The sequence below is a fragment of the Burkholderia sp. MSMB2157WGS genome, from assembly GCF_001532755.1.
GTDB lineage: Bacteria > Pseudomonadota > Gammaproteobacteria > Burkholderiales > Burkholderiaceae > Burkholderia.
This window is the reverse complement of sequence record NZ_LPJG01000030.1, coordinates 639,488-665,424: the sequence shown is the minus strand read 5'-3', so window position 1 is coordinate 665,424 and position 25,937 is coordinate 639,488. Positions and strand designations below refer to the sequence as shown.

23 protein-coding genes are annotated in these 25,937 nt (G+C 66.0%); 19 read left to right on the top strand and 4 right to left on the bottom strand.

Annotated elements, in window-relative coordinates; translation table 11 throughout:
• Window positions 1-243 precede the first annotated feature (243 nt).
• The 7 genes from WT53_RS33610 to ppk2 all read left to right on the top strand — a co-directional run bounded on the left by WT53_RS33610 (window position 244) and on the right by ppk2 (window position 7,839).
• Entirely contained in the window at window positions 244-420 is a 177-nt protein-coding gene (locus WT53_RS33610; protein ID WP_006479216.1) for a hypothetical protein, read from the top strand.
• Window positions 421-644: 224 nt separating this feature from the next.
• On the top strand, window positions 645-830 hold the full coding sequence (locus WT53_RS21515; protein ID WP_034204995.1) for a hypothetical protein: 186 nt from the start codon (window positions 645-647) through the stop codon (window positions 828-830).
• A 142-nt stretch (window positions 831-972) separates the two neighbouring features.
• Window positions 973-3,093 carry a peptidase domain-containing ABC transporter gene (locus WT53_RS21510; RefSeq protein WP_060261364.1) on the top strand — a complete coding sequence of 707 codons (2,121 nt, stop codon included), beginning with the start codon at window positions 973-975 and terminating at the stop codon, window positions 3,091-3,093.
• Window positions 3,090-4,094 carry a hypothetical protein gene (locus tag WT53_RS21505; protein WP_060262108.1) on the top strand — a complete coding sequence of 335 codons (1,005 nt, stop codon included), beginning with the start codon at window positions 3,090-3,092 and terminating at the stop codon, window positions 4,092-4,094. Before WT53_RS21510 ends, WT53_RS21505 begins: the two co-directional genes overlap by 4 nt.
• A 12-nt stretch (window positions 4,095-4,106) precedes the next feature.
• A complete protein-coding gene (locus WT53_RS21500) occupies window positions 4,107-5,402 on the top strand; it encodes an HlyD family secretion protein (protein ID WP_059783727.1) in 1,296 nt (431 codons plus the stop codon).
• Between the two features lie 4 nt (window positions 5,403-5,406).
• On the top strand, window positions 5,407-6,801 hold the full coding sequence (locus WT53_RS21495; RefSeq protein ID WP_060261360.1) for an OmpW family protein: 1,395 nt from the start codon (window positions 5,407-5,409) through the stop codon (window positions 6,799-6,801).
• Window positions 6,802-6,888: 87 nt separating this feature from the next.
• The gene (gene ppk2 / locus WT53_RS21490; RefSeq protein ID WP_034204991.1) at window positions 6,889-7,839 is read left to right on the top strand and encodes a polyphosphate kinase 2; all 951 of its coding nucleotides are present in this window, start codon (window positions 6,889-6,891) and stop codon (window positions 7,837-7,839) included.
• A gap of 269 nt (window positions 7,840-8,108) precedes the next feature.
• Here the strand turns inward: ppk2 and WT53_RS21485 are convergent, their stop codons facing one another.
• Window positions 8,109-8,696, bottom strand: a complete 588-nt coding sequence (locus WT53_RS21485) for a YigZ family protein (RefSeq protein ID WP_034204990.1) — start codon at window positions 8,694-8,696, stop codon at window positions 8,109-8,111.
• A 356-nt stretch (window positions 8,697-9,052) separates the two neighbouring features.
• Here WT53_RS21485 and WT53_RS21480 point away from each other — a divergent pair, with 356 nt between their 5' ends.
• Together WT53_RS21480 and WT53_RS21475 are read left to right on the top strand one after the other, a co-directional pair.
• Window positions 9,053-9,850 (top strand): hypothetical protein, encoded by a 798-nt coding sequence (locus tag WT53_RS21480; protein ID WP_156447897.1) that lies wholly within the window; start codon window positions 9,053-9,055, stop codon window positions 9,848-9,850.
• Complete coding sequence (locus WT53_RS21475) at window positions 9,826-10,278, top strand: hypothetical protein (protein ID WP_060261355.1); 453 nt, start codon at window positions 9,826-9,828, stop codon at window positions 10,276-10,278. The genes WT53_RS21480 and WT53_RS21475 overlap by 25 nt, the downstream gene beginning before the upstream one ends.
• Before the next feature lie 256 nt (window positions 10,279-10,534).
• Here WT53_RS21475 and WT53_RS21470 read toward each other — a convergent pair whose 3' ends face one another.
• Window positions 10,535-11,392, bottom strand: a complete 858-nt coding sequence (locus WT53_RS21470) for a LysR family transcriptional regulator (protein ID WP_060262105.1) — start codon at window positions 11,390-11,392, stop codon at window positions 10,535-10,537.
• Window positions 11,393-11,522: 130 nt separating this feature from the next.
• Here WT53_RS21470 and WT53_RS21465 point away from each other — a divergent pair, with 130 nt between their 5' ends.
• Entirely contained in the window at window positions 11,523-12,101 is a 579-nt protein-coding gene (locus WT53_RS21465; RefSeq protein WP_179949043.1) for a DUF4865 family protein, read from the top strand.
• Window positions 12,101-12,223, top strand: a complete 123-nt coding sequence (locus WT53_RS34185) for a hypothetical protein (protein WP_257127856.1) — start codon at window positions 12,101-12,103, stop codon at window positions 12,221-12,223. Before WT53_RS21465 ends, WT53_RS34185 begins: the two co-directional genes overlap by 1 nt.
• A gap of 83 nt (window positions 12,224-12,306) precedes the next feature.
• On the opposite strand, the gene WT53_RS21460 is transcribed toward WT53_RS34185, so the two are convergent.
• Both WT53_RS21460 and WT53_RS21455 read right to left on the bottom strand, forming a co-directional pair.
• Window positions 12,307-14,508: a glycoside hydrolase family 3 C-terminal domain-containing protein gene (locus tag WT53_RS21460; RefSeq protein ID WP_059785044.1), complete on the bottom strand. Its 2,202-nt coding sequence runs from the start codon at window positions 14,506-14,508 to the stop codon at window positions 12,307-12,309.
• Window positions 14,509-14,991: 483 nt separating this feature from the next.
• Window positions 14,992-16,098 (bottom strand): polysaccharide biosynthesis/export family protein, encoded by a 1,107-nt coding sequence (locus tag WT53_RS21455; protein WP_257127855.1) that lies wholly within the window; start codon window positions 16,096-16,098, stop codon window positions 14,992-14,994.
• Between the two features lie 520 nt (window positions 16,099-16,618).
• Between WT53_RS21455 and WT53_RS21450 the strand changes: the two genes are divergently transcribed.
• The 8 genes from WT53_RS21450 (at window position 16,619) to WT53_RS21415 (ending at window position 25,889) form a co-directional block, all read left to right on the top strand.
• The gene (locus WT53_RS21450; RefSeq protein WP_034206207.1) at window positions 16,619-17,665 is read left to right on the top strand and encodes a dehydrogenase; all 1,047 of its coding nucleotides are present in this window, start codon (window positions 16,619-16,621) and stop codon (window positions 17,663-17,665) included.
• Entirely contained in the window at window positions 17,662-18,243 is a 582-nt protein-coding gene (locus WT53_RS21445; RefSeq protein ID WP_059783715.1) for a D-sedoheptulose 7-phosphate isomerase, read from the top strand. The genes WT53_RS21450 and WT53_RS21445 overlap by 4 nt, the downstream gene beginning before the upstream one ends.
• Window positions 18,240-18,971 carry a nucleotidyltransferase family protein gene (locus WT53_RS21440; protein ID WP_236872761.1) on the top strand — a complete coding sequence of 244 codons (732 nt, stop codon included), beginning with the start codon at window positions 18,240-18,242 and terminating at the stop codon, window positions 18,969-18,971. Before WT53_RS21445 ends, WT53_RS21440 begins: the two co-directional genes overlap by 4 nt.
• Entirely contained in the window at window positions 18,961-19,533 is a 573-nt protein-coding gene (gmhB, locus tag WT53_RS21435) for a D-glycero-beta-D-manno-heptose 1,7-bisphosphate 7-phosphatase (protein WP_034204984.1), read from the top strand. Before WT53_RS21440 ends, gmhB begins: the two co-directional genes overlap by 11 nt.
• Window positions 19,534-19,760: 227 nt before the next feature.
• Window positions 19,761-21,983, top strand: a complete 2,223-nt coding sequence (locus WT53_RS21430) for a GNVR domain-containing protein (protein WP_257127854.1) — start codon at window positions 19,761-19,763, stop codon at window positions 21,981-21,983.
• Between the two features lie 44 nt (window positions 21,984-22,027).
• Entirely contained in the window at window positions 22,028-23,209 is a 1,182-nt protein-coding gene (locus WT53_RS21425) for a glycosyltransferase (RefSeq protein WP_179949042.1), read from the top strand.
• An 11-nt stretch (window positions 23,210-23,220) separates the two neighbouring features.
• Entirely contained in the window at window positions 23,221-24,654 is a 1,434-nt protein-coding gene (locus tag WT53_RS21420; RefSeq protein ID WP_060261337.1) for a DUF6418 domain-containing protein, read from the top strand.
• Window positions 24,651-25,889: a hypothetical protein gene (locus WT53_RS21415; protein WP_060261333.1), complete on the top strand. Its 1,239-nt coding sequence runs from the start codon at window positions 24,651-24,653 to the stop codon at window positions 25,887-25,889. Before WT53_RS21420 ends, WT53_RS21415 begins: the two co-directional genes overlap by 4 nt.
• Window positions 25,890-25,937 lie beyond the last annotated feature (48 nt).

Here is a 25,937-nt window from a genome sequence, read left to right as displayed (position 1 = left end):
TGCGGCGGGATTTAAACGTATTGAAATTGGAATTCAAACAGCATGAATGCCTGATGATCGTCGTGCATCGGAAAACACGGCTGTAAGAGTGTGTCCTCCATTGAATTCCGATGCGCCCGCATGATAGCCTGATTTCGGCTGGTAATCGCAGTGATTATTGAATTAACGAGTCGCTCGGGATTAAAAGCCGTTTGTCTTTCAATGAAGGTTCTTTGCATCGTCTTTATTTTTTACGAGGAGAGAATGATGAAGGTCATGACGACGGAACAGGTCAGGAATGTGCATGGCGGCGGTGCGATCAGCTCGCTGGGTAGCCTCGCCGTCGACGCTGCGCCGGTGGTGACCGCGCTCGGCCAGTTCCTGCCGAGCCTCGGCAATTACCTGCAGAACCCGAAGACGTTCAATAACACCGGCAAGTAACCTCCGTGCGCGGGGAGGCGCCCCCCGCGTCAGATGCTGCGAAACAGAAGGACAAGAATCGATCGCCGCAGTGGAAGTAAGGAGACTTCGAAATGCATTATTTCGAAATCGGGCGATTATCGGAAGACTGGGGTGCCGGATTATCACGTAATAGAGTGAACGGCCATTTGGCTTGCGATTGGCTGACGGCTGTTGGTATTCCGAAAATATAAAGGCCACAACAAATGCGAGACATCACGGAAGAACAGGCCCGCCAGATTCGCGGCGGCGCGTCGCTTTACTCCAATTCGGCCGCCTATACGGTCGATCTCGTCAATCAGTCGATCGGGACCACGCTGCAGGGCCTGATGACCCAGTACCAGGCCCACGCCGTCGAACAGTTCCGGATGTCGCTCGGCTCGTCGCACTGAGCGGCCCGCCGAGCGGCCGGCAACACCGATCTTCCGTCGCAGCCGGACGCGCCGGCTGCGCCCATGCGTATCGCGCACGACCCGTCGCGGGCCCGCACCGGCTGGCCCGGGCGGCGCGTCGTCGCGCCCCGGGTGCCCGACCATGCTCTTCAATACGCGTAAAGTCCGTCCGGTCCTGCAGGACGAAGTGACGGAGTGCGGCCTGGCCTGCCTCGCGATGATCGCGTCATGGCACGGGCGCGACACGACGCTGCGTACGCTGCGCAACCGCTATCCGGTGCGGATCGACTCCGGCCTGTCGTTTTTCGACCTGATGGAGATCTCGAACGATCTCGGCCTGCGCGCACGCGGGCTGCAGTTCGATGCGGGCGAGCTCGACGCGCTCAAGACGCCGTGCATCCTGCACTGGGGGATGAACCACTATGTCGTGCTGACGAAGGTCGGCTACGGCAGCGTGCACATCGTCGACCCCGCGCTCGGCGAGATGAAGCTGCCGCTCGCGCAGGCGCTCACGCACATCACCGGCTATGCGCTCGAACTGAATCCGGACATCGGTTTCACGCGGGCCGGGCAGGCCGACCGGATCCGGTTGCGCGACTACCTCGAAGGACTGACCGGCATCCGCAAGAGCCTCGCGATCGGCATCGCGGGCGGCGTCGCCGCGCAGCTCCTGCTGCTGCTCGGCCCGTCGTACGTACAACTGACGATCGACGAGGCGCTGAAGAAGACCGACGTCGACATTCTGTACCTGCTGACGATCCTGTTCGCGATCGTGTTCCTGTTCGACACGCTCTACGCGAACCTCGTCGGCAACATCAAGAGCTACCTGCGCAACATCGTGTCGCAGCAGTTGTCGGCGAACATGGTCGGCCATCTCGCGCGGCTGCCGATCGGCTATTTCCTGTTTCACAACACCGGCGATTCGATCTCGCGCGTGTCGTCGGTGTCGGAGGTCGGGCGGTTTCTCGTCGACGGGCTGATCGGCGGGCTGCTGAACATCGTCACCTGCACGCTGACACTCGTGCTGATGCTGTATTACAGCCCCGTGCTGGCCGGTATCAGCCTCGCCGGGATGGTGCTGTTCGCGTTGAGCCGGCTCGCGATCCAGCCGCAACTGCAGGACGCGATGTCGCAGATCCTCACGCGCGGCGCCGAGGCCGATGCGCTGCTGATCGAGAACATCCGGTCCGCGCATTCGATCAAGCTGCTGTCGGCCGAGACCGCGCGCAGCAGCCTGTGGGTCAACGCGTTCACGCAGAAACTGCAGGCGATGCGCCAGCAGGAGCGGCTGCAACTGCTGTTCGATGCGATCTCGAAGGGAATCGTGCACGTCGAGCAACTCGTGATCGTCACGTACGGCGCGTGGCTCGTGATGCACGGGCAAAGCACGATCGGCGTGATCTACGCGTTCATCCAGTACAAGAACCTGTTCGCGGACAAGTTCACCGATGCGATCCAGCTCTACGTGCGGCGCAAGGTGCTGCAGGTGCACATGGATCGCGTCGCGGACGTGCTGCAGACCGAAACCGAGGAACCCGCGCCGGATGCGGTCGTGCGGCCGGTCGACGGGTTCGACGGCGCGCTGTCGATCCGCGCGCTGTCGTACACGCCGAAGGGCGGCCGTCGCCCGATCCTGAGCGATGTCGCACTCGACGTGCCGGCCGGCGGCAAGATCGCGATCGTCGGCCGTACCGGTAGTGGCAAGACGACGCTGCTGAACCTGATCTGCGGGCTCGTGCGGCCCGAGCCCGGCACGCTGTTCGTCGGCGGCGTCGATCTCGCGGAAGTGAACCTGCGGCAATACCGCAAGCATCTCGCCGCCGTCACGCAGTCCGACCAGCTGTTTCGCGGGACGATCCGCGACAACATCACGAACTTCGCGCCCGCGCCGCGGATCGGCGCGATGTACGACGCGGCGAAGCTCGCGTGCATCCACGACGAGATCGAGCGGCTCGACCATCGCTATGACACGCCGCTCGGCGATACGCAGAAATTCCTGTCGGCCGGCCAGATGCAGCGGTTGCTGATCGCGCGGGCGCTGTATTGCGAGCCGCGCCTGCTGATCCTCGACGAATTTTCGTCGAATCTCGACCAGGCGACCACGCACGAGATCTGCCGCAACGTGCTGACGCTGCCGTGCACGATCGTGCTCGTCACGCACGATGCGTCGATCCTGTCGATGGTCGACCGGGTCTACCGGATGCACGACGGCGTCCTGACCGACGCGACGGACGCATGGCGCGCGAGCGAGGAGGTGCGGTGATGCTCGGGCGACTCTTCCTGCTCAATCCGTTCTCGTATGCGTTCATGGTGCGTCGCGCGGTGCGCGCCGTCGCGCTGCGCACGTCGCCTGCGCGCGGGCTGCGACTGATGCGCTGGTGCTCGGGCGCGTGCCTGCGCTGCTTTCCGTGCATTCGCGAGTCGATCGAACGCGCGGTCGCTTACATGCTGGGCGCGCACCTGAACGACGATCCGCGGCGCGTGCGGGAAGTGTCGACCGCGATCGTGCGCGAGTTGTTCGAGGCCGAATTCGCGGGGCTCAAGCTGCGCACGCACAGCCTCGAATCGATGAAGACGATGATCGACGGGATGGCGTGCGAAGGCGACGACCAGTTGCGCGCGGCACTCGCACGCGGCGGCCCGCTGATGCTCGCGGGGCTGCATTTCGGCAACCTGATGCTGTTCGTCACGAAGCTGCGCTTCATGATTCCCGACGACCGCAAGCTGATGGTGATCCTGCACCGGGATGCGCCTGGCGCGTTCTTCGACGATGCGCTGCGGCTCGTCGCCGAGTACGGCGCCGGCGAAGTCGAATTCATCGACATCGAGGAGCGCGTGCACCTGCGGCGGTTGATCGCGAGCCTGCGGCGCGAGGCGCCGGTGTTCCTGCTGTTTTCCGACCTGCACGGCAAATTCGGCAAGACCAATCGCTGCCGGCTCGGCGGGCGTTGGGTGCGGATGGCCGGCGGCGGCGTGAAGCTCGCGGTCGAGCAGGGCATTCCGCTGCTCGTCGCGTATGCGACCGGCGTGCCGTTCCGCGATCGCTGCGCGGTGCATTTCACCGAGCTCGCGGCCAGCCCGCTCGTGCCGATGCTGGGTAGCGACGACGACGCGTCGCCCGTGCGCGCGACGCACCAGCGCATCGTCGACCGTCTCGATCAGGCGCTCGTGCGCCAGCCCGAGCAATGGCACTTCTGGGAACACTTCACGCCTTACCTGATGCCGACGCCGCTGCTCGATGCGGCCCCGCGGCGTCGCGCCTGACGAGCCCGCCCCATGCCGACCTGGAATTCCGCCCTCCGAGAACAGAAGCCGTCGCGCAAGCTCGCGCGCGGCACGACCTTCGGCACCGTGATTCACGGCGTCGTCGACGTGCCGGTGTCGATGCGGTTCTTCTGCTACCTGTCGCTGACGATGTTCGCGATGTTCGTGACAGCGCTCGTCGAACTGAGCTATGCGAATACCGAAAGCGTGTCGGGGATGCTGACGCCGCGCTCGGGGCTGATCGGCGTCGGTGCGCCGCCAGGGTGGGCGGTACGCGACGTCTACGTCGGCAAGGACCAGCACGTGAAAGCCGGCCAGCGGCTGCTCGCGGTGACGCGCGACACGAGCTTCGTCAGCCAGGCGAACAACGTGCAGGGAATGCGCGCGGCGCTCGACCGGCAGCGCGTCGAGGTGGCGCAGCAGATCGATGCGGCGCGGCTGGAATACCGGTCGTCGGTGCAGCAGATCAATCAGCAGATCGCCGCGCAGGGCGAGAGCCGCGGGCTGATCGACCGGCAGATCCAGGACCAGAAGCGCATCGTCGACGAGTACGGCGAACGGCGCGCACGCGTGAAGCAGTTGCTCGACGAACAGGTCGTGACGCTCGAACAGTACAACCAGGTCAACACGCAATACCTGCAGGCCGGGCAGGCGTACCAGGACCTGCTGCTGCGCCGGGCCGAACTCGCGAAGAACGCGATGAAGCTGCGCGGCGATCTCGACACGATGCAAAGCAAGTACGACGGCGCGAACGCGGAACTGAAGATCAAGCAGGAGGAGCTCAACGCGAAGGAATACAACATCGACGAGAACGTGAACCAGGTGCTGTACGCGCCGGCCGACGGGCAGATCGTGCGGCTCGACGTCGTGCAGGGCGGTGTGATCGACCCGCCCGGCACGCGCGTCGTCGAGATCCTGCCCGCGAAGGCGGACGGGTTGATTGCCGAGGTCTACATTCCGTCGTCGAAGGCCGGCTTCGTGAAGAAGGGCCAGGAGGTGAAGGTTGCGTACGCAAGCTATCCGGTAGAGAAATTCGGCACGTATCGCGGCAAGGTGTTGTCGATCTCGCCGGTCGCGTTCTCGGCGAAGGAGCTGAACCTGCCCGGCGATGCGGCCGTGCCGCAGACCTACTTCAAGACCTGGGTCGAACTCGCCGACCGCACGCCGTCGTTCGACGGCCGGCCGTTGTCGCTGCGGGCCGGGATGATGCTGAAGGCGGACATCGTGCTCGAGCGGCGCAGCCTGCTCGAATGGCTGTTCGAGCCGTTGTACCGGATCCGGCAGCGCCTGTTCGGCGTGCCGGCCTGAGTCGATGGCGAATCGCGACATCCGTCGCCGCCGCGCGCGGCCGGGCACCGTGCGTCCGCTGTCGCGCTGGCTCGGCGCGACGCTGTTCGCCTGCGCGGCGGCCGCGCAGGCCGCGCCGCCGCCCGACGGCGACGCCGCACCGCGCTGGCAGGCCGGCGCCGACGGGATCGGCTTCTGGCCGGGCGGCGATGCGGACGGCTTCGACGCGCGCGCCTGGACGACCGATCCCGGGCCGGCGCGCGGCGGACGTACCGAAGCTTCGGTCGACGGACGGCAAGCGAACACCATCCCGCTGACCGCCCGCAAGATCACGCTCGGGCAGCGAACCGGCGAAGCAGGGCGCGCCTGCGCGGCCGCAGGCGGCGAGGGCGCGGACGGCATCGGCTTCGACGAGGGCCGTGCCGGCGGCGGTTGCGATCCGGCCGCCACGCCCGATGCACCGGCGGACGACGCAGCGGCGCGCGGCGTCGTCCACGCCGACCGGATGCCGTACGAACTGCATCCGGTCGATCCGTCGCGGCTGCCCGATCTGCCGGCCGCGCAGGCGCCGCCTTTGCTCGAGCAACTGATGGGCGACGACCGCAACATGGTCGGGCTCGGCTGGCACTTCGTCGGTACGACCGGCCGCTCGACGCCCGTGACGACGCGCACCGACGCGCTCGGCCTGAACAGTTTCCAGAACGCGGGTTCGAGCCTGTCGCTCAGCAATACGAACACGCTGGCGTTCACGTTCACGCATTTTGTCTCGGAGCACTGGGCGGCCGAACTTGGCGCGGGCATTCCGCCGGTGCTGACGCTGCGCGGGCACGGCAGCATCGCGCTGCCGCTCGACCGCATCTTTGCCGGCGTCCACGGGCGCTTTCCGCTGATCGATCTCGGGAACACCCAAAGCAACCCGCTCGCGACCACGCGGGCCTGGCTCGGCTCGGTCGTGTTCAAGTACTACCTCGGCGAGCGCGACGACCGTTTTCGCCCGTTCGCGGGCCTCGGCGTCAGCTACACGCGCTTCACGAACACGAACCTGAACCCCGTGTTCCAGCGCAAGCTCGCGTCGCTCGGCGGGCTGCTCGCGGCCGGCGCGGACATCGGCAGCCTGCAGTCGCTGCTGCTCGATCCGACGTTGTTCCAGCGGATCTGGGATGCCGGCGGCGACCTGCTGCTGTCGGGGCGGACCAATGTGTCGGCGAAGGTGAAGAGCGTGTGGGAGCCGGTGTTCACCGTTGGCGCGAGCTACCAGATCACGCGTCGGTTCTGGGTCACCGGGATGGTGACCTACATCCCGCTGCGCACCAGGATCACGCTCGACATCAGCCAGCCGAACCGTACGCTTGCATCGAATACGTTCGATATTTCGGCGAACCCGGTGCTGGCCACCGTACTGCTGAACTTCCGCTTCTGACGGCGTAGCCGGCCATTTTCATGAATTTGACGCGCGACGCTGGGATAATGGTCGAGTTTGGCCGCGTCAATGATGGAAGGAGGCCCCATGGGCGACAACGATACCCGCACCGAGACCGACAACCGCACCGATACGCGCTCGATGGAGGCGCGCCAGCGCCGTTTCGAGGAGGATCTCGTCGATGCCTACGACGAAGAGCTCGAGATGGAACTCGACGACCGCCGTTTCGACAATGGTGAGGACCTGCTGTTCTCGCCCGAGCGTCGCGAGGCGCGCAAGGAGTATTTCCGCGAGCTGTTCCGCCTGCAGGGCGAGCTCGTGAAGCTGCAGGACTGGGTCGTGCATACCGGGCACCGGCTCGTCGTCATTTTCGAAGGGCGCGATGCGGCCGGCAAGGGCGGTGCAATCAAGCGCATCACGCAGCGCCTGAACCCGCGCGTGTGCCGGGTCGCTGCGCTGCCGGCGCCGAACAACCGCGAGCGCACGCAATGGTATTTCCAGCGCTATGTCGCGCATCTGCCGGCCGGCGGCGAGATCGTGCTGTTCGACCGCAGCTGGTACAACCGCGCGGGTGTCGAGCGCGTGATGAATTTCTGTACCGACGACGAGTACGAGGAGTTTTTCCGCTCGGTGCCCGAGTTCGAGAAGATGCTCGTGCGCAGCGGGATCCAGATCGTCAAGTACTGGTTCTCGATTACCGACCACGAGCAGGAACTGCGCTTCCAGAGCCGGATCGAGGATCCGCTGAAGCAATGGAAGCTGAGCCCGATGGACCTCGAAAGCCGCCGCCGCTGGGAGGCTTATACGGCCGCGAAGGAAGAGATGCTGCAACGCACGCATATTCCGGAGGCGCCGTGGTGGGTCGTGCAGGCCGTCGACAAGAAGCGCGCGCGGCTGAACTGCATTCACCATCTGCTCGGCCAGGTGCCGTATCACGAGGTGCCGCGCCCGACGATCGATCTGCCGCAGCGCGAGCATCACGAGGATTACATTCGTCGGCCGGTGCCCGACAGCATGATCGTGCCGGAGATTTATTGATCGGTTCGCGCCGGTCGATCGCGATGCGATGAAGCGCGCCGCTCGATGCGGCGCGTTTTTTTTCGGGCGGCCGGTCGACGGCGGGCGATTCGGTTCGACAGGTTTCACCGTCTTTCAGAATGTCGGACGGACAGCCTCGACGGCATGCCTGTAGGGGGGGCGTCGATATGCGGCGACGCCTTCGAAACGGGGCGATTCCGACGCCCTGGGGAAACGACGAGCGCCGAGCGCGCCGGGCGTGCGCCGCTCGGGGCTGTCGCCGCAACGGCTCAAATCTCCGGAAAACCCGAGCGCCCCTGCGTCAGATCGAACAGTTCGACTCTTGCCGCGGCTTCGGCGGTTTCGGGCAGCTTGATCACGAGCTTCACCGTCATCCCGTACGCGCTGTCCACCAGCGCGTAGCCGGCCTGTTCGATCCAGCGACGCACGCGCGCTTCTTCCGGGTAGCCGATCTCGATCGCGAGCCGTGTGTGCCGAATGCGCTCGACGCGCTCGGCATCGAGCAGCGCCGATGCGATCGCGTCCGTATACGCCCGCACCAGCCCGCCCGCACCGAGCTTCACGCCGCCGTAGTAACGCACGACCGCGCCGAGCACGCCGTCGAGGTCGTGATGGCGCAGCACTTCGAGGATCGGCCGGCCCGCGGTGCCCGACGGCTCGCCGTCGTCCGACATGCCCGACTGGCCGCCCGCCAGCAGCGCCCAGCACACGTGGGTGGCCGCCGGATGCTCGTCGCGCAAGCGTTGCAGTACCTGCATCGCGGCATCGCGATCCTCGACGGGAACGGCATACGCGATGAAGCGGCTCTTGCGGATGTCGAGTTCGCGGGTGTAGGCGGTGGCGAGCGAGTAACTCATGCGTCGCGACGCGGAAAGCGTAGGGAAATCAAGGCAATGATGGCTGGTGGATGCGTTTGGCGTTGGCCCCGGGGGCGGATGGACATCGTCTGCCGGTGCGCGGGGCGAAGACGCAATTTTACCGTGGCGCGCGTCGAGAGGACCGGGTTTGGCTGGCGACTTCGGTCTGGACGGCGGAGGCCGGCGCGCGACATGCGCTGCTTTCGCGCCCGAAACCGGATTGAAAAAGCGCCGGAGATGGTTCGGTATTGCGGATGTCTCGATAGCCGAATCGCCGATACAACCGCGCACTCGGAAGGAAATTCGCACGCTGATATCATGCGTTTTCTTTCGGAAACTGCGTCGAGCGATTGATCGTGACAGCGAAGAAGCCATTCAAAACGATTGCGATACGGGTCGTTCTCGTCGTCGTATTCGCCATGGCCGGCTATGGATGGTTCAAGTCGTCGAATCTGTCTTCGGCCGCCTTCCCGAGTCCACCGTCCCGATCCGAGGCAGAAGCATTTGCGCGTCAGGATGCATTGCGCTACACGGCCCGCGAAGTTTGCGACGATTATCGCCACTGGCCTGTCGTCTACGATTTCGATGCGCCGGTGTATACGGAAACGAAATATACGCTGGCGTTGATGGAGGCATTGGCTGGCGTGGGATTCGTCACCCGGACGGTCGTGAAGAACCCGCATGGCGGGCCGGTTCAGTTTTATCCGCACGAGAAGCGGATTTACGACATTGCTCCGCGAGCGAAGCCGTACGTGCGCGAACAGGCCGGAACGCCCGCTGCCGGCGGATCGCCAAAGGCGCTTTGCTTCGGCCGCTATGTATTCGATGGCTTCACTTCGGTCGAGGCGGATTTTTTCGTCGGCGATTCGTCGGACCGGTCGAAAATCAACGGGAGCGTCTACAAGGATCTTGACGGCGCGTACAGGACGGATGTCAGGTATTCGATACGGGCCGCGTCGAGTTTCGACGATTGGGCAAATGCCATCGATATGAAGTTGCACGGGCACACCATCCGTGACGAACATGAATATCGTCCGTATCGCAAGCTTGGGAATCTGATGTTCTTTGGCGGCTATGACGAATCCAACGGGCTGGAAAAATACGTGTCGCTGGAATACGGCGACGGTAAATGGAAGTTCGCGCCGAAATCCTGATCGAGATCGCAATGAACGACACCAGGTGGAAGTGGGTTTTCCGTATGCGGAAATGGATCGCGGTATCGTGTTCGGCGCTCGTGTCGATGGGCCCGATTCATGCTGACGCGTCCGGAGATCGATGCGGTTGGCTCGACCTGTCGCAGAGTACGATCAAGCGCGACGCGATCGAATTTCACGACAGCGAGCGGATCTGGCTCGTCAACCGGGATGCAGGGCAGTGGCCGCTCATTCGTCAGTCGGATATGTATCCGAACGGGGCGGCATCGTATGCGCATTCCGACGTGCGCGAAGAGGACCAATTGACCTGCGCGTGCATGGCGTTCGAGTCCGTCGACGGTGGCGTGGTCAGCAAAATGCGTCGGGCGCGCCTCATTCCGATCGAACGTTGCCTGAACGACCGGAATTTGTGGCAGCCGCCGGCGTAGTTTGCAGCGAATATCCGTTGGTACGAAACGCGTCAGGCAATTGTGTCCGGCGTCGAGCGGGCCGCCCGTCGAAGGGCTGAAAGCGTCGCGCCATTCCGGTCCGACGGCGGCAATATCCCGCAACGACGACTCGCCGCCGTCGCCTGCTCGATCAAGAACGCAAGCGCGGAGTCACGTTCGTTTACTGGTTCGTCCGGCGCATGCATGCCGTTTTCAGCGAGGAGTTCAAGCCGGTTCGTCGAACCCGCGCGCGGCATCAACGCACGCCAACCGACGACCGTAGCGCCGCGCCCAGCGTGCGCAGTGCCTGCCTGGCGCGTGCATCGGTCAAATTCGAGTGGAGCACCACCTCGCGCGCGGGCAGCGGCGGCAGCCCGTACCGCGTACCCACGTCGACGGTGCCGGCGGGCGCCACGCGATGCCCGAGCGCCGCGACGGCAAGCCCTGCGGACACCGCTGCGCCGATCGTCGCCACGCCGCCGCCGACAAAGACTTCCGTCCATGCGACACCGGCTTGGTCCAGCGCGTCGACCGCCATGCGGCGCACGCTGCATGGTTCGGCCTGCGTGGCGAGCCGCAGCGGTTGCGGCGGACGGTGCTCGAAATCGGCCGCCGCCATCCAGCCGAACGACTCCGACAGAATGGTTTCGCCGTCGAGCCGCCGGCTGTCGTGCTGCAGCGCGACGGCCGCATCGAGCTGGCCGCGATCGAACGCATCGAGTACGTCGCGCGACGCGGCGACGCGGATCTCCAGCACGAGCGCCGGCTCCGCTTCGCTCATCCGCCGCAGCAGCATCGGGAGATCGGCGCCGACGACATGGTGGCTGACGCCGATCACCAGCCGTCGCTGGCGCGTGCCGAATGCGCTGATCGCGCCGTGGTGAGCGGCCACCAGCTCACGCGCCGGTTCCAGGAACGCGGTGCCGTCGGCCGACAGGCGAACCTGCCGCGGCGTGCGCTCCAGCAGGCGGTGGCCGAGCCCGTCTTCCAGCCGCTTGATCTTCAGGCTCACCGCGGACTGCGTCGTGTCCAGCGCTTCCGCAGCCCGCGTGAAGCTCTTGAGATCGGCGGTCAGCACGAACGCCTGCACGGCTTCGATGTCGAGCGTTTTCATCGAACCCTCATTCATTTCCGAATCGAATCATTGAAATATTCTGCCATCGTCTTTTCAAATGATTCAAGGCCTTCTACGCTGCTTTCATGTCGTCCGGAATTCCGTCCGTTTCTTTCGCCAGGAGTCGATCATGCTGACCGCGTACTACGTGCACCGCCTGCCGGCGGACTACGACCTCGACATCATCCGCAATCGCGTGCGCGAGCGCGGCCGGCTGTGGGACGACACGCCTGACCTGCTGTTCAAGGGCTTCCTGCTGCGCGAGGCCGGTCGTCACGGCGCGACGGAAAACGGCTATGCGTCGTTTTACCTGTGGCGCAACGAACAGGCGTTCGCGCGGTTCGTGACGGACGGCCGCTTTCGGGTCGTGGCGGACAGCTTCGGCCGCGCGCCGATCGACACGCAGGTTGCGCTCGACGCGCGCAAGGGCAGTGCGTCGACGGGACGTTTCGCGCGTCTGGAAACGATCGAGATTCCGGCGGACGCCGATCTCGACGCGACGCTGGCGCGGGAGATCGCACGCAATCGCGACGCGGCGGCTCGGCAGGGCGTGGTTGCGGCGGTCGTCAGTGTCGATCCGCTGCGCTGGCGGCTGACGCGTGCGCTCGTGACGGAACGCGAACCGGACGACGGCGGCGCGGGCACGGTGTACCAGGTCCTGCATCTGGCGAAGCCGTTGCTCGACACGCTGGAAGCGGGCGGCGCGTGATGGCCGGCATCGCGTCGCGATTGCCGGCCGGCGTGGTGATTGCCGCGCATCTGGCGGGGGTGGTGGTGGGGATCGCCGCGATTGCGGCGCTGGCGACGGTGCTGGCGCTGTCGCTCAGGTGAGCGAACTCCAGCACGGTGACGATTGACGCGGGAGCGCCGCGCGTGCGATGCATGGCGCTCCCGGTCGCTTCATCGTCGCCCGGTCAGTGGCCCTGCAAGCGGATATCGCGCGACGACGCGCCGACGTACACGGTCCCGCCCGGGACGACCCGCCAGCCGTTGCGCGACGTATCCCAGACGCTCTGCATCCGCGGCGATACCGTCACACGCACACGCCGCGCTTCGCCCGGATTCAGCCGGATCTTTTCCCAGCCGACCAGCCGCTTCGGCGGCTCGTCCTTGTACGGCACGCCGAGATAGACCTGCGGCGTCTCCGCGCCGGCAACGCGTCCGTCGTTGCGCACGGTAAACGCCACGCTCAGCGAGCCGTCCCATTGCTTCGACACCGACAGACCCGAATACGCGAAGTGCGTATACGACAGGCCGTAGCCGAACTCGAACATCGGCTTGATGTTGCGCGCGTCATACCAGCGGTAGCCCATGTTCAGCTTTTCCGCGTACACCGGGTCGGTCTCGAACGTGCCGTTTTGCCCCCACGTCGGCGAATCCTGATCGCGCGCCGGGAACGTCACGGGCAGTTTGCCGGACGGGTTGACCGCACCGAACAGCACGTTCGCGATCGCCTTGCCGCCGGCTTCGCCCGGATACCACGCCTCGACGATGGCCGACACGTTGTCCTTCCACGGCATCAGCACCGGGTTGCCGCTCTGGACGACGACGATCGTATGCGGATTCGCGCGCGCGACGGCTTCGACGAGCGCATCCTGGTTCGACGGGTTCGCGAGGCTCAGGCTCTGCAGATCGCCGAAATCCTCGCCGGCCGGCTGCGCGACCACGACGATCGCGACGTCCGAGCGGCCCGCGAGCGCCGCGGCCTGGTCGATCTCCTGCTGCGTGTACGCGCGGAACGGCGACTGCTGGTCGCTGTTGCCCGCATACGTGACTTGCGCGGCCGGCGCCAACGCACGGATTGCGGCGACGATCGGCACGTCGACCTTGAGCCACGGATTGCGCCACCAGCTGCACCCGGTCGACGACCCGAACGTCAGGCCGCCGCAGCCTGCGAACGAACCCGATACGGGATCGCGCGTGTTGCCCGAACCGCCGCCGGACAGCACGGCCGCATCCGCATGGCCGCCGATCACGGCGATGCGCGACAGCGCCGACGCGACGAGCGGCAACTGGTTGCCGTCGTTCTTCAGCAGAACGATCGATTGCTCGGAGGCTGCCTGCGCGAACCGGTTGCCGGCCGCGAAATCGATCGTGCCGCCGCCTTTGGCCGGATCGTCCATCACGCCGACGCGGATCATCACGGCGAGCTTGCGGCGCACCATGTCGTCGAGGCGTGCGGTCGACACCGAGCCGTTTGCGATCGCCTGCTTGACGGCCGCAGGCGTCAGGTAGACGCTCGGCCCGACGTCCTCTTCTTCGTCGAGCCCGGCGTTGATCGCGGCGGCGGTGCTGTGCGTCGCGCCCCAGTCGGATTGCACCTGTCCCTGGAAGCCCCATTCGTTCTTCAGCACGTCGTTCAGCAGATGCGGGTTCTCGCACGCATAGGTGCCGTTCAGGCGGTTGTAGCTGCACATCACGCTGCCGGGCCGGCCGCGCTTCGCGGCGATCTCGAACGGCAACAGATACAGCTCGCGCAGCGTGCGTTCGTCGATCTGCGTATTGCCGCCCATCCGGCCGTGCTCCTGTTCGTTGCCCGCGTAGTGCTTGATCGTGGCGATGACCTTCTGTCGCTGCGTGGCGAGCGTGCGTTCGGCGAGCAGGTCGCCGGCCAGCAGCGGATCCTCGCCGAGATACTCGAACAGGCGGCCGCCGCGCGGCTCGCGCGCGAGGTTGGTGCCGCCGCCGAGGCCCATGCCGAATCCTTGCGCGCGCAACTGGATCGCGACCTGCTTGCCGAATTCGTACGACAGCCGGCGATCCCAGCTCGCGGCGACCGCGATCGTCGCCGGGAACGTCGTGCTGGCCTGCGACGTGCTGCCGGAGCCGGTCGCCGAATCGACCATGTTCAGATCGGGAATGCCGAGTCGCGGCACGCCCTGGATGTAGCCGGCGCCGCCGCCCGGCACCTTGGACATTTCGTATTGCGAATGAATGAATTGAAGTTTCTCGTCGAGCGTCATCTTGCGCACGAGCAGGTCGGCGCGCCGTTGCGCGGCGGCCGATGCGAACGCGTCGGTGGCGTCTCCCTGCGCATTGAAATCGGCGTCGCCGGCGTAGGCGGTGGTGCAGAGGGTCGCTGCCAGCACGACGGCCGGCCAGAGGGTGTCCCGCATGTTGCTCTCCATGATCGTATTGCCGGTTGTTCGGATGATGTCTGGAGCTGCGCGCGCCCGGTGGATTCGCACCGGACGCATTCGGCTGGCGATGCAGGGTGGTTGCGCGTCGGCATGCCAGGCCAGGCGGGGAATCGTTACGGCCGGTTGGGCTCGACCGGTCAATGCGGGCGGCGACGCGCTGGCCGCCCGACACTGTCGAATCGGATGTAGCGATTCTCTGCAACGACAAATGGTATGAATGTAGTTTGACTACAGCATCGGTGTTTCTACCGATACGTGCGATCTTTATTTCGTAGGGGCGCGCGGCGGGTCGGAAAGGCGGTCACCCTTCCCGATCGTCGGGATGAGGCGGGTAAGAAGTACTGAGTAGCAAGCGGTTTTGCGGCGTAGTGCGGCGGGATGGCGGTCGACTCGTTGCGTGCGCATCGAACGCGGGGAGGCGCGTCATGCGAACCCGCTCCCCGCGTGCGGCCGGCCCGGCTATTTCGTCACGAGTGCGCCGGTCAACCCCGCGCTGATCGCCGGCAGCAGCAGGTTCAGCACGCGACTCGCGCGGACGAGCCCGGTGTTGTCGACATACACGATGTCTTTCGACGCGAGCGGGAACTGGTTCGCGAGCAGCATCGACACCGGCGACTGCATGTCGAGGTGATAGATGACGGGTTCGCTGTCGGCGGCCTTGCGCAGCACGAACACCTGCTTGGCATTCGACGTTTGCTGGTTGAGCTGACCGGCCTGCGTGAGCGCTTCGCTCAGCGTGAGCGAACCGTCGCGCAGCGGCGCGACGGCTTGCGGCCTGACCACTTCGCCCATCACGTACACGGGGTTGTCGTCGCGCGCGCTCACATGCAGCATGTCGCCGGGCTTCAGCATGATGTCCGCCGGGTTTTTCCCCGTCTTCATCATCTGCGCGACGTTCAGCGGATAGATCGCGCCGTTGCGGGTGAGCGTGATGCGGCTCTGATCCGCGGTCGGCGCAAAGCCGCCCGCGCGGCTGACGGCTTCGATCAGCGTCATCGGAATGTCGTTGATCGGCTGTGCGCCGGGGTTACGCACCTCGCCGTCGACGTAGACCTGCGTGGCGCGGAACGACGCGACGCGAACCGTGACCTGCGGCTTCACGAACACCTTGGCGAGTTCGGTCCTGACTTCGTGCTGGAGCTGCGCGACGGTTTTCCCGACCGCGTGGATCGGCCGCGGGATATACGGAAACTGCACGTTGCCGTTGCCGTCGACGACGAAGCCGGGCGCGGCGTCCGCGGCCTTCGTGTTCTGCACCGGCTGGCCGGCGGCCGTCGCGAATTCGGGGTGATCCCACACCGTGATCTGCAGCACGTCGCCGGCGCCGATCCGGTACATGTCCGCCTTCGCGAACAGGTTCGGCGCAATGGTCGCGCCGGGTGCACGTTTCTGTGCGGCGCGCATCTGCTCGATCTGCGTCAGGTCGATCTGCTTGACCGGCACCTGCACGTCGCTGGTGACGTCGCCGTTCTCGGCGGTCGTGACCGGCAACGCGGTCGAATTCATGTGCTGCCCCGGCACCGTGCAGGCGGACAGCGTCGCGAGGGTCGCGAACGAGAACGCCATGCACATGCGGCGCATGACTGTGCGAGTGTGGCCCGGCGCCACGGAGTCCAGCGGTTGAGCGATTTTCATTTTTGTGTCCAGCATCGTTGAATCGATTGTTACGTTATCCGGATCGAAGCGAAGGCGCCCGTCGCGCCTTCGCTTCGTTCTGCACATCGTGACGACACGCGCGGACGGCATTCGGGCGCACGGCGACACGCGCGTCGTTCACGGCGAGGCGGCTCCCGGCATCGATTGTCAAACATTGCCAATGACGCAAGGTAGTCGTCATGCGCGGCTGGGACGTGACGGCGATTTCGACGCCGGTTCGCACGTCGCCGTGCCGATCGCGAACAGAGCGTAACGCAGGTTGAACGCCCTGGATCGAGCGGTGGCGGCTTAATGTAAGCCATCGCACGCAGCGTGCCGGACATCTATCGCATAGTGGCGCCAACGAACATGGTCGTGCATTTCCGACCGAATGTGCGGAGGCGCGAACGGCATCGTGCCGGCGTCCGACTCACTGTCTGCGAGAGATTTCATGACACGCTTCATTGCCCGTTCGAGGGCGCCTTTGCGGTTGGGTCTGGGCGGCGGCGGAACCGACGTGCCGCCTTATTCGGACCGGTTCGGCGGTCTGGCGCTCAATGTCACGATCGAGAAGTTCGCGTATGCGTCGATCGCGCCGCGCGACGACGCGAAGGTCGAACTGGTGGCGGCGGATACGGATACGCGCTGGATCGGCCCGGTGTCGCCGGTGCTCGACGTGCAGAAGGGCCTCGGGCTGCATGTCGGCGTCTACAACCGGATCGTGCGCGATTTCCACGGCGGTCATCCGTTGGCCGTCACGATCACGACGTGCTCCGAAGCGCCGCCGGGATCCGGGCTCGGCTCGTCGTCGACGATCGTCGTCGCGCTGGTCAGGGCGTTCTGCGAACTGCTGTCGCTGCCGCTCGGCGAATACGACATCGCGCACCTCGCGCACGACATCGAGCGAGAGGATCTCGGGCTCGCCGGCGGCAAGCAGGATCAATACGCGGCGACGTTCGGCGGACTGAACTTCATGGAGTTCTACGGCGATCGCGTGATCGTCAATCCGCTGCGAATCAAGCAGGAAATCAAGGCCGAGATGGAGGCGTCGCTCGTGCTGTATTACACCGGCGTATCGCGCGAGTCGGCCAACATCATCAAGGAACAGAGCAGCAACGTGACGGAAGGCGTCGTCGATTCGCTGGCCGCGTTGCACGAGGTCAAGGACGAAGCGGTACGCATGAAGGAAGCCGTGCTGCGCGCCGATTTCGAAGCGTTCGCCGCGTCGATGCGCGACGCGTGGGAATCGAAGAAGCGGATGGCGAAGAACATCTCGAACTCGATGATCGACGATCTGTACCGGGTCGCGGTCCGGGCCGGCGCGAAGGCCGGCAAGGTGTCCGGCGCGGGCGGCGGCGGCTTCATGATGTTCTTCGTCGATCCGGTCGAACGGTCGGCCGTGATGCGCGCGCTGGACGCGTACAACGGGATCAACGGCCAGGTGCTCAACTGTACGTTCACCGACATCGGTGCGCAGTCGTGGAGAAAGAATCAATGACGATCGGCGTGGAGAGCGAAATTCGCCAGACGCTGTCGGTGCTGACGGCGCTCGTATCCGACCGTGAGCAACTGGCGCGGATCGAACAGGTGGCCGAACGCGTGACGGAAGCGCTGCGGACAGGCAACAAGATCCTGCTCGCGGGCAACGGCGGCAGCGCCGCGGACGCGCAGCATATCGCCGGCGAATTCGTCAGTCGTTTCAACTTCGATCGGCCGGGGCTCGCGGCGTTCGCGCTGACCGTGGACAGCTCGGTCATGACCGCGATCGGCAACGACTACGGTTACGAGAAGCTGTTCGAGCGTCAGATTCAGGCGACCGGGCGCCCCGGCGACGTCTTCTGGGCGTATTCGACGTCGGGGCGTTCGCCGAACATTCTCCGCGCGCTGGAAGTGGCCAGGACGGCCGGCATGGTTTGCGTCGGCTTCACGGGCAACGGACCCGGCGCCGCCGAGATGCGCACGCGTGCCGACATCTGCATCGAGATTCCGTCCGCGTCGACCCCGAAGATCCAGGAAGGGCATCTCGTATGCGGCCACATCATTTGCGGCATCGTCGAAGAGCGGATCTTCGCATGAACGCGATGCTGCCCTGCCTGATCCTGGCCGGCGGCCTCGGCACGCGGCTGCGCCCGGTGTTGGGCGACGCACTGCCGAAGGCGCTCGCGTCGATCGACGGCGAGCCGTTTCTGGGCTGGATGCTGCGCGGGCTCCAGCAGCAGGGCGTGACGGAGGTCGTGCTGTCGCTCGGTTACGGCAGCGGCCCGATCAAGTCGTTCGTGACGTCGCGCGACTTCGGCATCGCGATTTCCGTGATCGAGGAAGACGAGCCGCTCGGTACCGGCGGCGCGATCGTTCACGCGCTGAAGGCTCACGGCGCGCGCGACATGATCGTGATGAACGGCGATACGTGGTCGGACCTGGATCTGCGCGCGCTGTCGGCTTTCCATCACGCGACGCGCCCCGATCTCGTCGTGGCGGCCACGTGCGTCGACGATGCGTCGCGCTACGGCACGCTCGAATTCGATGCGACGTCGCGCAGGCTGTCGGCGTTCCGCGAGAAGCGGCCGGCACGGGGCTACATCAATGCGGGCACGTATGTCGTCGACGCGAGCAAGCTGCTCGGCTTCGCGCTGCCGGAGAAATTTTCGTTCGAGCAGGATTTCCTGGCCGAACGGGTAGACGCGCTCGACATCCGCGTATTCCCCGAGGTCACGTCGTTCATCGACATCGGCGTGCCGGCGGACTACCGGCGCGCGCAGACCGCGATTCCGCCGATGCTGGAGACCGGAACCAGTGAAGCGTAGAGCCCTGTTCCTGGATCGCGACGGCGTGATCAATGTCGACTACGGCTACGTCCACCGGCAGCAGGACTGCGTGTTCGTGGACGGCATCTTCGATCTCGTGCGGCTGGCCAATGCGAACGGTTACCAGGTGATCGTCGTGACGAATCAGGCCGGGATCGGCCGCGGATATTTTTCGGAGTTGCAGTTCGCCGCATTCATGGACTGGATGCGCCGCAGGTTCGACGAGCGTGGCGCAAGAATCGACCGCGTCTATTTTTGCCCGCATCACCCGGTGGCCGGGATGGGCCGCTACCGGCAGGCATGTGCATGCCGGAAGCCGCAACCCGGGATGCTGCACGACGCGCGGCGCGAGCTCGACCTCGACCTGTCGGCGTCGATCCTGGTCGGCGACAAGCCGTCCGATCTCGAGGCCGGTGCGCGCGCCGGCGTCGGGCGCCGTTTCCTGTTCGTGGGCGACCGGCCCGGCCCGGTGCAAGCCGATCAGGCGGCCGACGTCGTCGCGCGGCTGTCCGACATCGGTGCGGCGCTGCAACCCACGGGCGTCGTCGCGGCGGGTGCGTAGCGGGTCGCAGCCTCGACGGCTGCATGCCGAGATGAAACGAACGAGGACTCGACGACGGCTTGCCGGCCGTTGCCCCGATCGGGCAAGCGCGGGGCATCCAGGCTCCCGACGCAGTGCATTCCGGCCGGCACCGAAGGGCTTCCAGCCGGATTTTCAAAGACATGAACGTGAATCACAACGCGCGTAAGGCGGCGAAGCCAGCCGGATCTTCCATTCTGGAGTTCAGCATGAAGATGGACCGACCTGCATTGACCGGGCATCAGAACGAACCGAAACAGACCGCCGGACATGCGACGCGGTTGTCGCCGATCGATTTGCTGGAGAACGTGCTCGACAACGGTCGCCTGTTTGCGGCCGTGTTCGCGGCCTGCCTGCTGCTGGCGATCGTCTATGCGATCGCGGCGACGCCCGTGTATTCGGCCGACATGTTGATCCAGATCGAGGAGAACAAGCCCAGCGCACTGGGGTCGCTGTCGTCGATCTCCAAGGCGCTCGATATCCAGAATTCGGCGGTGGTCGGCGAAATCGACATCGTCCGTTCGCGTTCGGTCGTTCTGGAAGCGATGAACGCGACGGCCGCGCAGGCCGAGGTGTCGGTCGAGAACCGGTTTCCGATCGTCGGCGGGCTGATCGGTTCGTTCCTGCCGAAGGACGCGAACGGCCTCGTCGACGCGCCGCTCGGGATGTCGTCGTGGGCCTGGGGCGGCGAGCGTCTGGAGTTCAGGACGTTCGAGGTGCCGGCCGCGCAGATCGGCAAGGCGCTGACGTTCGACTATCTCGACGGCAACCGCTTCCGGCTGACGGACCGCGGCGGCCAGGTGGTGCTGAGCGGCGTGGTCGGCGAGCCGAGCGCGAGCGACGGCTATCGCGTGGACGTCGCACGGATCGTCGCGCACCCCGGTGCGCAATTCCGCGTGCGGCGCGTCGCTACCGACGTGCGTCTCGACGCGATCCTGAAGAAACTCGGCGTGATCGAGACGAAGCGCCAGTCGGGCATCATGCAACTGAATTTCGAGGATCCGGATCCCGTCTTTGCCGCGCGCATGCTCAATGCGATCGCCGCGGCCTACCTGAACTTCAACGCGAGACGCCGCGCCGACGATGCGGAGCGCAGCCTCAAGATCCTCAACGCGCAGATGCCGATCGTCAAGGCCCGGCTGCAACAGGCCGAGCAGGCGCTGAACACGTTTCGCAACCAGCAGGGGTCGATCGACGCGCAGGGCGATATCCGGCTGCTGGTCGAGCAACTGGCGCTCGTCGACAAGTCGCGGCTCGAAACCCGGCTCGAGTACCAGGATCTGCTGTCGAAATACGTGCCGGGGCAGCCGCAGGTCGTTGCGGCGGCCAACAAGCTGAAGGAGCTCGACAAGCAGGCTGCGATGTTGAAGGACAAGGCCGCGCGCCTGCCGTCGCAGCAGCAGACGTACTTGCGTCTCGCGCGCGACGTCGAGGTCAACAACCAGCTCTATGTCGGATTGCTGAACAATACGCAGCAGTTGCAGATCGCGGAGGCCGGCACGGTCGGCAACGCGTCGATCGTCGACAAGGCGGTCGCGAGCGACAAGCCGATCCGGCCGAAGCGCCTGATCGCGATCCTCGCCGGTGCGGTGATCGGGCTGATGCTCGGGTTTCTCGCGGCGCAGGGCCGTGCACTGCTGGCCGGCCGCATTCGCGATCCGCATGACCTGGAAGCGGCGCTCGGCATCCCGATGCTCGGCATCCTGCCGAATTCGCGCCGCCTGGCCGATGCGGATGCGAACCGCACGCCGGCCTTCATCGCGACGCAGGAGTCGGCCGACGAGCCGCTGGCCGATGCGATGGACAGCCTGGCGCTGACGTTGCGACACCGGCTGACGGCCTATGGCGGCGACGCGAAGGTCGTGCTGGTGTCGTCCGCCGCGCCCGCGCAGGGCAAGTCGATGATTGCCGCCAACCTCGCCTATCTGTTCGCCGAGCAGGGGCTCGAGACGGTGATCGTCGATGCCAACGTGCGCGCGCCGGCGCTGCATCGCTATCTGCCGGTCGCCGCGACGCCGGGCTTGTCCGACGTACTCAAGGGCGCGCTGCCGGCCGACGAGGCGATCACGCACGTGGCCGGGAAACTCGATGCGCTGTCCGCCGGCACCCAGCGCGCGTCGACGCGCAACCCGTTCGACGTCGCGCGTCTCGACAAGCTGTTCGTGTCGTTGCGCAGCGGCTACGACATGGTCATCGTCGATGCGCCGTCCGTGCTGCCGGTGGCCGACATCGCGGCCTTGTCGCGCGTGGCCGACATGACGTTGCTGGTCGCGCGCCAGGGTTCGGCGAATTCGGTCGGCATCGCGGACGCACTCGAGAGCCTGCGCAAGATCGGTGTGCGCATCGACGGGCTGGTGTTCAACGGGTTCGAGCCGTCGCCGTTGCACGGCGTTCGCCGGATCGGCTCCGGCTTCGCCGCGGCGCGCGCGTGATCGCTCGGGAGGCGTCGATGCAATCGGGCGAGGAGGTGCAACGCATGAGCGATTCGATGGCGGGCAACGACGGGCTGCGGCGCGAGTCGCCCGCGGTGCGGGTCGTGTGGTTTCTCGGCCCGCGGCCGGTGAGCTGGAACGGCGTCATGCGATACAGCCTCAAATGTATCGACTTCATCCCGGCATTGGCGGGATTCGACGTGGAGCCGGTCGACATTCCGGCCGAGCCGCGTTCGTTCCGGCGCTACTGGACGCAGTTCGTGCTGTATCCGCTGCGTGCGATCGCGGCGGCGCGCGCCGGACATTTCGTGATGCTGTACCAGGAAGACCTGGCCTTCATGATTCCGCTGATCCGGCGGGCGGGCGGCCGCGTCGGCATCGTGCTGCATCACGTGCAGCGTCCCGGGCAGGTGCGCGGCGTCGTCGAGCAGTTGAAGAATGCGTACATGCGATTGACGCAGTCGCTGATCGCGACCGCGGACGTGGTGCTCGCGCCGTCGGACGTGACCGCGCAGGAAGCGCTGGCGGCGCTGCGCATCCGCGCCGACCGGATCCAGGTCGTTCCCAATGCGTTCGACGACCGCTATGCGCCGATCGACGCCGCGGTGCGCGAACGGGCGCGCGCGATGCTGCTCGCGCGCTTCGGCATCGACATCGGCGACGCGCTGGTGGTGCTGAACGTCGGCTCGGACGAAACGCGCAAGAACAATGCGACGCTGTTTCGCGCGCTGGCGTCGCTCGGACGCAAGGACGTGATGGTGCTGCGGGTAGGCAGCGCGCACAACCAGGCCAACCGCGACGAATGCCGCGGCATTGCCGCGCAGGCGGGCATCGCCGCCCATTTCGTCGAGAACGTCGACGACGAGGATCTCGGCTACTTTTTCCAGGCGGCGGATCTGTACGTATCGCCGACGTTGCACGAAGGCTTCGGTCGCACGGTAATCGAGGCGCAATTCGTCGGCGTGCCGGTCGTCGCGTCCGATTTGCCGGTGTACCGCTACACGATGGGCGAGTCGTTCGTGGCCGTCGCCGATGCAATGGATGCCGCCGAATGGGGCCGGCAGATCGAACGCGTCGCCGGCGACCCGTCGCTGCGCGCCGGGCTGGTGAGCGCCGGGCGGGCGAACGCGCGGCGCTTTTCGTCCGGCGCGGTCAGCGCGCAACTGCACGATGCGCTGGCGCGCGCCGTGCATGGCCGGCCGCGCGCCGGCCGGGCACAAGCGTGAAAGAGGCGGCGATGCGAACGATTCCGGCCGACGGCCGAACCGCGGCGCTCACGGGCGTGGCCGTATCGACGCTGTTCGTGCTCGCGTTGAGCGTCAATGCGATGCTGCCGGCGCTCGGCGCGATGGAACCGAGCGCGACCTGCACGTTGCTGGTCGCGGTCGCGGGCGTGATCGCGCTGATCGTCGCGCGGCCGGTGTTCGCCGTGTCGATCCTGTACACGCTGGTGATCGGACTGACCGCGTTCGTTGCCGGCGTGGGGATCGAGTCCGGCGGATTCCTGCGGGAAACGGACATCTTCGGCGTCGCGAACGGCGCGTTCAGCCGGCTGCTGTCGTTCTATGTCGTTTTCATCGCGTGCGCATCGTTCGCGTTCGAGCGGATCCTGAACGCACGCTCCGTCCATCCGCCGATCCGCGCGCGGATGACGCTTCAGCCGGTGAGCGTGGCGCTCGGGCTGGGGCTGGTCGGCGCGATCCTCGCGACGGGCGTGCTGGCCGGCCTGACCGGCGGCTTCGCGGTGCTGAGCGGCATGAATCGCTACGCGCTGCGCAACGACGCGTCGAACGGCACGCTGTTCAACCTGTTCCTGAACAACCAGACCTTCGTCGCAGTGCTGCTCGGCACCTTCTGCACGAGTTCGACGCGGGTCGTGCGCTGGACGTCCGTGTGCCTGCTCGTCGTCGATCTGGTGCTGGAGGCGTTGCACGGCGAACAGTTCATGGCCGTGCTGCACGTATGCCTGACCGTCCTGATCCCGTTCATCGCGATCCATGCGATGAACGGCAAGCCGGTGATGCGCTACCTCGGCATCGGCTCGCTCATCGCGCTCGTGATCGGCAGCGTGTCGGTGTTCTACGCGTACCGGGGGCAGGGGCTCGACGTCGCGGAGACGGTGGTGTCGCGGTTTCTCGAACAGGGGCAGGCGTGGTACGTGGTGGACGGCGACGCCCACCTGTTCGGCGCGCCGACGTTCGGGGGCATGGCCGCGTTCGGGCGCTTCGTCGATTCATTGGGCTCGTTCACCGAGCCGACGTTCTTCAGCGATGCGCCGGTGAGCGGGCTGCGCGACCTGATGCTGTCGTACGGCACGCCCGAGATCCTGAAGGCCTACGTGTTCGACGACGTGACGTTCACGATGGGCAACATGGCGGTGCCGGTCTACTGGTTCGGCTATGCGGGCGGCGCGCTGTTCATTGCGCTGACGGGCGCGATCTACGGCGTGGCGAGCGCGATGCTGATCCTGGTCGCGATGCGCGGCGGCGTCGTGATGCTGTGGCTGGCCACGAAGATCTTCGCCTACGCGACCTATGCGATGCAGCAGGGCGATTACTGGACCTTGTTCGGCGCGCGCACGCTGTTCTATCTGGCGATCGCGCTGATCTGGTGGCATTGCGTCGACGCGCGGCGCGTGCATGCCGATGCGATGCGGACGGGGACATCTTGAACGCGTTCGTCAGGCTTCTGTTTTCGTCGTTCGCGGGTGTGGTGTGCGAAAAGATCATCGGTGCGCTCGCGGCGATCGCGAGCAATCACCTGTTTGCGAACATCTACGGCGCGCGGCTGTTCGGCGAGCTGCAGTTCGCGTTGTCGCTGGCCTACGTGATCGGCAGCGTCGCGCTGATTTTCGGCGCACAGGTGATCCAGCCGATCCTCGGCAAGCACCCGCGCCTGCGGCACATGGTCGTCTACCGTGCGTTCCGCCTGCGGCTCACGCTGACGCTGGCCGTCATGCTGCTGTTCATGGGCGTCGTGGTGATCGTCATGCGGCCGTCGAGCGTATCCGAGCTCACGTTGATCGCGGCCTTCGCGCTGATCGTGGAGCCGATCGCGCTCGGTTCGCTGATGGCCTATGCCGAATCGAAGCCGTGGGTGATCACGCGGGCGCGTGCGTACGCCAGCTGTGTGCGGGTGCTGTGGCTGTACGTCGCGGCGCACGCGTCGCTCGGCGTGATCGTCGCCGCGTTCGCATGGCCGCTGGAGGCTTGCGTGGCGGCCGCGGCGCCGTTCAGCCGCTATCGCGAACTGGCGTTGAAGACGCCGAAATCGTTTCGCGGCAGCGCGGCCGTCACGAAAGCGCTGGTCGTGCGCGGGCTGCGGATCTGGCCGGCCATTGCGGCCAGCGTGCTGGTGCTGCGCATGGATCGGCTGCTGCTCGGCGTGCTGGTGTCCAAGGCCGATCTCGGCATCTATGCGTCCGCCGCGTCGCTGGTCGAGCAATGGAATTCGGTCGGCACGACGCTGGCGCTGGCCTTGGCGCCGAGCATGGTCTTTTCGGCGCGGACCGAGTCGCTCGTGCGCGCCAAGGCGTTGAAGCTCGGCCTCTATCTCGGCCTCGTCGGCTGTGTCGCGTGGGTCGGCAGCTACGTCGTCGGCCGCAAGGTGTTCCTGATGATCTACGGGCCCGCGTTCGTGCAGGGCGTGCCGGTGATGATCTACGCGACCGGCTGCGCGATCGCGACGTTCGTCGATGCGGGACTGAGCACGTGGCTCCTGGCCGTGCGGCGCTACCGGCTCATCATGATCAAGCAGGTGCTGATCGTCGCGGCGATCGTCGCCGCGCCGTTCGTCATGCCGCGCACGCTGGTGATGTATGCGCCTTCGACGGGCATTGCGGTATCGCTCGTGGTGTTCTGGTGCGTGGTGCTCGGGAATCTCGCGTTTGCCCGGGAGCGGCCATGAGCTGGCGTGCAGGCGGTCGTTCGCCGCGCCGGCGCGGGCTGGCGGGAC